Here is an 8,057-nt window from a genome sequence, read left to right on the forward strand (position 1 = left end):
GATCACCGCGGCGAAGCGGGTCGGCAGGCAAAGCATGATGGCGTCTCCTGGCGGGAACGCATCATCCTAGCCGGCAGCCCGCTTCGACGCCCTCACCGCAAATGGCCAAAGTCGAGCTTAGAGATAGACCGGTTCGCCGTAGATGGGCGCGTAAGCATCGTAGACCGGCTCGACGTAGATAGGCGCGTAAGGATCATAGACCGGCTCGACGTAGATAGGCGCGTAAGGATCATAGACCGGTTCGATATGAATGGGCGCATAGGGGTCATACACCGGTTCGGCGTAAATGGGTGCGTAAGCGCCAATCCAAACTTCGGGCTCGACGTAGACGGGCTCCGGATAGATTAAAAGAACTTCCCCGTAGGGAGCCGGCTCCGGGAAGGCCGTGATCATTTCGTCGTACATAATCGTGTCCTCCTCATTCCTCAGTAGGAGAACACCGCGTTGCGGCGATGGCGTGTCGTGCCAGTGTTTGGAGTAAGGCAACCGGGGCCATTCAAACATCTGCCGTAAGTGTTTGCTCGGACGCGCCTTGTTGTTGCCCGGGTCTCCTTGTCCGAGGCAAGTGGATAAGCTGGCCAGCCAGAGCTGAGCCTCTACCGCGGGGAACGGGTTCCGACTGCGACCCGGTGGCCTGGTTCAGCGTTCCTCTGCAATCTGAGGGGGCGGCTATGAATAAGCCAGTTCAAATCAAGCGCGATCTGATTGTACATTCCGAGGTGCCCTACAACGCTGAGCCACCCCTTATGCGGCTGCGTTCAGCCTTTCTCACAGCGCAACCCGATTTTTATGTGCGCAATCATGGCAACATACCGCAAATATCAGAGGCCGAGCATCGCTTGCGGGTGGACGGCCGGATCCGAACACCGCTCAACTTGTCGGTTGCCGAACTGCGTGCCCGCTTCCCACGCCGCAGCGTGACCGCAGTGGTACAATGTGCCGGTAACCGGCGCGCCGATCTACAGCAGGTGCGGCCCGTCTTGGGCAATCCTTGGGCCGGAGGAGCCATCGGCAATGCCGAATGGACGGGCATCGCGCTTGCCGACCTGTTACGCGCAGCCGAGGCGGAGGATGACCCTACATTACACGTCGCCTTCGCCGCCTGCGATGAGGTCGAATTGCCAGGCGAAGGCCGCTTCCATTTCGGCGCCTCCATCCCGATGACTAAGGCGATGTCGCCTGAGGTGCTGCTAGCCTTCGAAATGAATGGCGAGAAGCTGGCGCCCGCGCATGGCTTCCCGCTGCGCGCCGTGGTGCCAGGCTTCGCCGGAGTGAGGAGCGTCAAATGGCTCACCGGCATCACCGTGCAGAACCGACCGTCGGACAACCACATGCAGCAGCGCGACTACAAGCTGCTGCCGCCGAGCATGACGACGGAGACAGTCGATTGGGCGAAGGGTGCCACAATCTACGACATGCCGCTCAACGCTGCCATCTGCGAGCCGACGCCGCATGCTGCACTGAGAGCCGGCCCGGCAACGCTTCGTGGCTACGCCATCGCCACTGCGCGCGAGATCACGCGCGTGGATGTCTCGGCCGACGGAGGCCAGAGCTGGCGGCAGGCCGAATTGGAGCACAGGCCGGACACTCCTTGGAGCTGGACCTTCTGGCAGGCGGCGTTGGACCTGCCGAAGGGCGAGCACGAGTTGACCGTACGCGCCTGGGATTCAGCCGGGCAGACCCAGCCGTCGCTGCCCGACGATGTTTGGAACTTCAAAGGCTACTTGAGCGCGGCTTGGCACCGAGTCCCAGTGCGGGTGACTTGAACCTCACCTAGACCAGAGGTTCGTCTGAGGCGGCGGGAGCCTGCCTCAGACGGACATCCGGTCTAGCGAGCCCGCCACCGGGGACGCGTGTCAGCCGCTCCCGCAGATGCTGGAAGTCGCATGATGCGTGCCGTTAACACCTGGGTGTGACACCCGCGTGACACCTTCTCCTAGCACTGGCCGGAGCGCTTTGGCGGCCGCAGCATATCGCGCATAATGCATGTACCGCCGTATTGGGTAGGGGAGGATAGCGACATGCCATACATCCAGGGCTTTGTGATTCCTGTTCCTACCGCAAAGAAAGAAGCGTACCGCGCAATGGCCGAGAAGGTGGCGCCGATGTTCAAGGAATATGGGGCCGAGCGGATCGTCGAATGCTGGGGCGATAACGTCCCAGATGGCAAGATCACTGATTTCAAACGCGCCGTGCAGGCGACGGCGGACGAGAGTGTGGTGTTCTCCTGGATCGTCTGGCCGGATAGGGCGACGTGCGACGCGGCAGAGGCGAAGATGAAAGCGGACGAGCGGATGAAGCCCGACGGCGAGATGCCCCTCGACGGCAAGCGCATGATCTACGGCGGCTTCGTCCCGATCTTTGACACCGATGACTGAGGCGGAAGCGCTGACATACTGACGGAAGAATTGAAGTTCGGAAACCTACAACTACCGTGAAGTGACACGGCGAAAGTGGTCCGGGTCTGGTGTTAGGTTTTCGGCGGATTTCCTCATGACGGGTGGGGAGATTGGCCATGAAGCGGCGATTTTCGGTGGAGCAGATCGTAGCGGTGCTGAAACAGGCCGAGTTGAGCGCGCCGGTGGCAGAGCTGACGCGCAAGCTCGCCATTTCGGAACAGAATCATAGGAAGCTCCTTAGTTCGCGGCGGTCCTTGCTCCGGGTACGGAGCTCGAAGGTATTCACCGGACCGCGGTCGGCGTTGTAGGCCGGGTTCACCACGAGCTGCTAGTTGGGCGCCAAGTTCAGGCCTGCTTCCACGCGAGGGCCGTAGTGGAATTTCTTGTTCCACCATGGTGAAGCCTCACCCTGCCGTTTCGCGGCGAATGTGGGTATGAGGCGCGCCTAACCGGTGGGAGTGCGGAGCCATGGTCAACGCCGCCGAGGCCGTCGAGGAGGCCAAGAGCAACAGGAAGGTCGCGCTGCTGATCGCCGCCCTGGCCCTGGCCCTCGCGCTCACCGAGGTGGCGGGGGACGACGCCAAGACCGAGGCGCAGCTGAAGAATGTCGAGAGCGCCAACCTGTGGTCGTTCTTCCAGGCGAAGACCGTGCGCCAGACGACGCTCCGCGGCCTGTCCGACCTGCTGCCACTGATGGCACCGCGCCCTGGTCGCGAGGCCGACGCCGAGCGCATGCTCGAGCGGTGGCGGGCCAACATCGATCGCTGGGAGACCGAGCCGGAGACAAACGAGGGCCGACGCGAGCTGATGGCCCGAGCCAAGCAAGCGGAGGCGGAGCGGGACGAGGCGATGCGGCTCGACGGCCGCTTCGACGCGGCGTCGGCCCTGCTGCAGGTTGGCATCGTCATCGCCTCGGCCGCCATCATCACCGGCACGGTCATGCTCGTCTGGGTGGGTGCGGCCCTCGGCGGTGCCGGGGCGCTCCTGTCTCTGGCCACCTTTCTTGGCTTGGCCTGAGAGCGCTTTAGCGCAACGTCAGATCTGCCGAGCGGGTAGAACGAGGTCCCGTGGCGGGCCGGGATGTTGGCCATCGCCGGGCTTCTATTGCAGCGCTGATCCGAGGATATGATGACCGCGCCGCTGAGATCACAGGGCCAAAGCTTCCGACACCATCATGGGGCGGCATGTGCTGACCGCGGGGAGCACTATGGTCCGCTCGGGACGCCGTTCGCCGCAAGGCTGTCGAAGTGACAAACAGCGCGCGCCGCCTCTGGCAGACGTTCAGCTCGAAGCGCCCCGGCGATCGGCTGCGGGACATGGCTCGAACTGCCGCCACCGTGCTGCATCATGATACAGCTCCGACTACGGCAGTGGGTCCCAAGAGGTCAGTAAGCGGGTGGATCTCAGGCTCGGCCGGCGCCGCACCCTACCTCCGGCACTCCCTACTCCCTGGTTTCGCGGTGCTCGTCGCGCTCGCGGCGGGCCCGGCCTGCGCGCAGATCCCCGAGCAGGGCCCGCGTTCGGATGGGCCGGTCGCGTCCACCCTGCGGAACACTTTGCCTGACGGCGGCGATCCCTCCGGCCTAGTGCAGCGCCTCTCTGAGCGCGGCGTTGAAGTCCGCCTATCCTATATTGCCGACACCCTCGGTAATGTCCGCGGCGGGCAACGGCGGGGCTGGGTCGGTCAAGGTTTGTTCGAGCCCTCGCTGCAGGTCGACTTCGAGCGCCTCGCCGGCATCCAGGGCCTGCGTGCCTATGCGAACGGCTTCTTCATCCACAACACCGGCCGGATCCGGCGCGACTACGTGGGGGGCGTGAACACCATCGCCGCCATCGAGGCCATGCCGCGGATCCGCCTCTCCGAGCTGTGGCTCGAGCAAAGCATTGGCAACGGCCTGGTGCGGCTGCGCGCAGGCCAGCTCGCGGCCGATGTGGAGTTCTTCTTCTCCGACCTGTCGCCGTTGTTCCTCCAGAGCGACTTCCCGACGATCAGCGCACTCAACCTGCCAGGTGGCGGGCCAGCCTTCCCGTTGGCTACACCTGGCGTACTCGTCCGGGTTGAGCCGAACGAACACTCCAACTTCCGCGCGGCATTGTTCAATGGCCGTGTCTCCCGTCTGGGTGATGACGACGACCAAGTCCGCAACCGGTACAACACCGACTTCCGCGTGCGGGACCCGGGGCTGTTTTTCGCAGAGGCGCGCTTTCGGCGGAACCAGGCGACAGGTGCGAAGGGGCTTGCTGGTAAGGTCAAGCTCGGCGGCTGGGCACATCTCGGCCGCTTCGACAACCAGCGCCGTGCCGCCGATGGTTCGTTCCTCGCTGACCCTTCGGGCTCCGGCGTACCTCTGCGGCGCCGGGGCACAGGCGGGCTCTACGCCGTGCTTGACCAGCAGCTCTGGCGGCCCGCGGGCGGCGACGCGTTATCGGGCGTATCAATCTTCGGGCGTGTCTCCGTCGCACCGTCGGACCGCAGCACGATCGGCTTCTATATCGACGGCGGGATGGTCTTTGCCAATCTCGTGCCTGGGAGGCCCCATGACCGCTTCGGCTTCAGCGTCATTCACGCGCGCTACTCGGCAGGGGTACGCCGCTTCGACCAAGACCTCCAGCGGCTCGATCCAGAAGCGTTGGTGAGCCGGCGCACCTCGGAGACTAACCTGGAGCTGACCTACCTCGCCGAGATCGCGCCCGGCTTCGACCTTCAGCCTGTGATCACGCACATCTGGAACCCAAGCGAAAGGCCAGGGCGCAACGCGCTCGTTGTCGGGTTGCGGACGCGGATACTCTACTGAGCCGCGCCGACCATCCAGATCAAAGGCGGGCAGCATCCGAATCACTGCCGGTCCGGATCTCGACGCCTGTCAGCAGGCGGCGCCTACCAGCCGAGCCTTCGTCTATGCCGGATGGCGCATCCGCCGGGTCGAGCTCGACTATCATGTTGATGTCGACAGCCACTTCTCCTCGGCGCCGCACCGGCTGCTGCGCCAGCAGGTCGAGGCCTGCGTCACCGCCCGGGCGGTGGAGCTGTTCCACAAAGGCGAGCGCGTTGCCATCCACATCCGCGGTGGATTGCGCGGCCGAGCGGATCGGCCGCGAGGCTGCCGCTATTGGCCCGGCCACTGCGGCGTATTGCAAAAGAGCTTCGATGGCGTTTGAGGTGCTACGCCGCATCTGACGCTGCTAGTCTGATATAACTGAGGCATGTTCACCCAGCCATATGAGTGGAGAATCTCATTCGGATGAGCGATAAGCCCGACCCCTCCCGGCCCGAGTACTGGCGGCCCATCAGATCAGCCGGGACCTGGACGCCGAGCAGGAGCGCGAGCGATCGCGCCGCGAGATCGCGCGGGTAATCGAACATGAGCTGTTTTCGGTCGTCTACCAGCCGATCTTCAGCTTCACGCCCCTGGGTGTCGTCGGGTTCGAAGCCCTATGCCGCTTTTCGCCGGAGCCTTACCGCTCGCCGGATCTGTGGTTCGATCAGGCGGCAAAAGCAGGTTGCGGGGTGGATCTCGAGTTGGCGGTCATGCGGAGGGCCATGGGTACCTTCGGGGTGCTGCCCGACCAGGTCTTCATCTCCGTCAATGCCTCGCCGGCCGCGATCGTCAGCGACCGGATGGAAGCGGCGATCGGCGGCGCTCCCCAGCATCGGCTTGTTCTGGAGATCACCGAACACACCGAGGTCGAGAACTATGATCACCTGCGGAGTGCGCTTGGGTCTCTCAGGAGGCGGGGCGCCAGGCTTGCCATTGATGACGCTGGCGCGGGCTACTCCAGCTTGCAGCACATCGTTCAACTGCAGCCCGACATCATCAAGCTCGACACGGGTCTGACCCGGTCGGTCGATACCAACCCCGCCAGGCGAGCGATGACGGATGATCACATCTACTTTGCCCAGGAGACAGGCTACCAGATCGTGGCGGAGGGCATCGAAACCGATGGGGAGTTCAGGACGCTGGAAGCTTTGAGCGTAGTTAAGGGACAGGGTTATCTCATGGGGCGCCCGGCAGATCTCGACAGTGCCCGGGCCCTTGTTGCATCTCAAGCGGCGGACCTGTGCGCCTAGCGGATTGCCGAATGCTTTACCTCGATAAGGTATAGATTGCTTTAGTACGCCGAAGCGGGCAGCGACAAACCTCCGTGTCCTGCTCGAAACTGGCTTGTCAGCAGACGATAGCAGCTCGGACAGTGACCGCAATTTTACTCGACCAATAGTACCGGCAAGATATGCTTGCGTTGCGCAAGCCCCGACGACGCTGCTGCATCGTCAAAGTGATATCGTCTGGAACCGAATGTCTGAAGCCGACCGCGTCTTTGCCCGCATGACCAAACCAAGCCTGCGCTCAACGCCCAAAGACAATGAGGTCTTGCACGTTGCCTCTCGGCAGCGGGGTGCTGCCGGCCAAAGCCGGATGGTCGAGGTCATTCATCGCCGATCAGGCCAATCAACATCGCCAGCAGCGCCGGCTCGTTGGCCAAAGTCCTCCGCGTATGCAGCAAGTTGGCCGGACGGGTTCAATGTCCGCCCTGCCCCATCCCCGCCGCCAGCTGCTGCCTCACCGGAGGCCCCAGAGCCCAACCCGCCGGTTGGGCATCTTTTACCCGGCTGGGAGCCGCTGTTGCCGCCGATCGAGCCTGCAGAGATAGCTGCAGATGTCCCAACCGGAAGCAACCGCAAGCCGCGCGCCATCAAGCCGGAGCGCTCCAAGAACACGCCAAGGTCGACCAGGCGGGCTTTTGCTGATCCTTTCGTGGCAGATGACACTGGCACCAACTGCATCCGTTGCGGCTACCTGGTCTCGTCGGCGCGAGAGCGGCGCGGTTTGCTGACTTGCGTGCAGTGCCGCTGAAACGCCAGCCGCAAGGCCAGAAGGAACGTGGCTCGCTGAGGTAAGCCCGGCCGGGTGAGACGACACTGATCTGATCCCGTAAGGTGAGCCGCTTGGTCCGTCGCAAGGTCATTGGGAGCGGCTTCCGACAGCCTGGTACGGCGAGGCTTCGGCGACCTTCTGCCAAGGAGAACCAGCTACGGTTGTGGCAGTCGCCTTGCTACCGAGCAGCTCAGTTGATCAATCAGAATTCCCGCTCGCTGCACCTCAATTAGGTCACGACTGTTGAGAAGCGCGTCAACGGCCGTGTCGCAAACCTTGCGTTCCTCACTGACAAAAGGCGAGGTGAACATCTTGATGTTGAGTATGACCAATAAGATTACTACGGGACCAAACGCGAATAGCACGATGGTGTCCAAACGCCACAGCCGCCTCCAGAAGTGAAAGACTCTACCCGTTGCATGGGAAACAGCCATCGCGCGCGCAGCCTTCTTTCTGTGAGTACCGAAGTTTGCAGCCAGGAGGCGGCCGCGAACAGGCAACCTGCGAGCCTTATCACAACGTCGACCGCGGTCTGCTTGCAAGCTCAACTCAGCCTCCTGTCCTTGAACATCGTGCGTCCGGTGACGTGCCTGCTGCCCTTCGGCATGTCGACCGTTGGCGCCATACCGGCGCATGGCCGACGCCGACGAGAAGGGATCGGTAGGAGCAAAGGCCGTGACCACGGCACGGAGCAGCCGCAGTGGAGCGCCAAACCGAACCGAGCATGGCGGCTAGAGCATTTCAGGTTTAGTCGAACGCGTAGCCTGAGTTGGCAAGGTAGTTC

At 63.2% G+C, this 8,057-nt stretch carries 7 protein-coding genes; 6 read left to right on the top strand and 1 reads right to left on the bottom strand.

From position 1 onward, the window contains the following. Positions 1 to 117 precede the first annotated feature (117 nt). Positions 118 to 405: a hypothetical protein gene (locus tag AC5JJ6_RS31610; RefSeq protein WP_496045852.1), complete on the bottom strand. Its 288-nt coding sequence runs from the start codon at positions 403 to 405 to the stop codon at positions 118 to 120. 266 nt (positions 406 to 671) lie between these two features. On the opposite strand from AC5JJ6_RS31610, the gene AC5JJ6_RS31615 reads away from it, so the two are divergent. From AC5JJ6_RS31615 to AC5JJ6_RS31640, 6 genes are all read left to right on the top strand, one after another. Further along, positions 672 to 1,766: a molybdopterin-dependent oxidoreductase gene (locus AC5JJ6_RS31615; RefSeq protein ID WP_496045853.1), complete on the top strand. Its 1,095-nt coding sequence runs from the start codon at positions 672 to 674 to the stop codon at positions 1,764 to 1,766. A 255-nt stretch (positions 1,767 to 2,021) separates the two neighbouring features. Then, the gene (locus tag AC5JJ6_RS31620) at positions 2,022 to 2,378 is read left to right on the top strand and encodes a DUF1428 domain-containing protein (protein ID WP_496045854.1); all 357 of its coding nucleotides are present in this window, start codon (positions 2,022 to 2,024) and stop codon (positions 2,376 to 2,378) included. 489 nt (positions 2,379 to 2,867) lie between these two features. Next, positions 2,868 to 3,416, top strand: a complete 549-nt coding sequence (locus tag AC5JJ6_RS31625) for a DUF4337 domain-containing protein (RefSeq protein ID WP_496045855.1) — start codon at positions 2,868 to 2,870, stop codon at positions 3,414 to 3,416. Between the two features lie 443 nt (positions 3,417 to 3,859). Next, entirely contained in the window at positions 3,860 to 5,194 is a 1,335-nt protein-coding gene (locus tag AC5JJ6_RS31630) for a carbohydrate porin (RefSeq protein WP_496045856.1), read from the top strand. Beyond that, a complete protein-coding gene (locus AC5JJ6_RS31635) occupies positions 5,163 to 5,558 on the top strand; it encodes a Mu transposase domain-containing protein (protein WP_496045857.1) in 396 nt (131 codons plus the stop codon). Before AC5JJ6_RS31630 ends, AC5JJ6_RS31635 begins: the two co-directional genes overlap by 32 nt. Positions 5,559 to 5,742: 184 nt before the next feature. Beyond that, on the top strand, positions 5,743 to 6,468 hold the full coding sequence (locus AC5JJ6_RS31640) for an EAL domain-containing protein (protein ID WP_496045858.1): 726 nt from the start codon (positions 5,743 to 5,745) through the stop codon (positions 6,466 to 6,468). Positions 6,469 to 8,057: the final 1,589 nt, after the last annotated feature.

It is taken from the genome of Skermanella sp. (assembly GCF_059503625.1).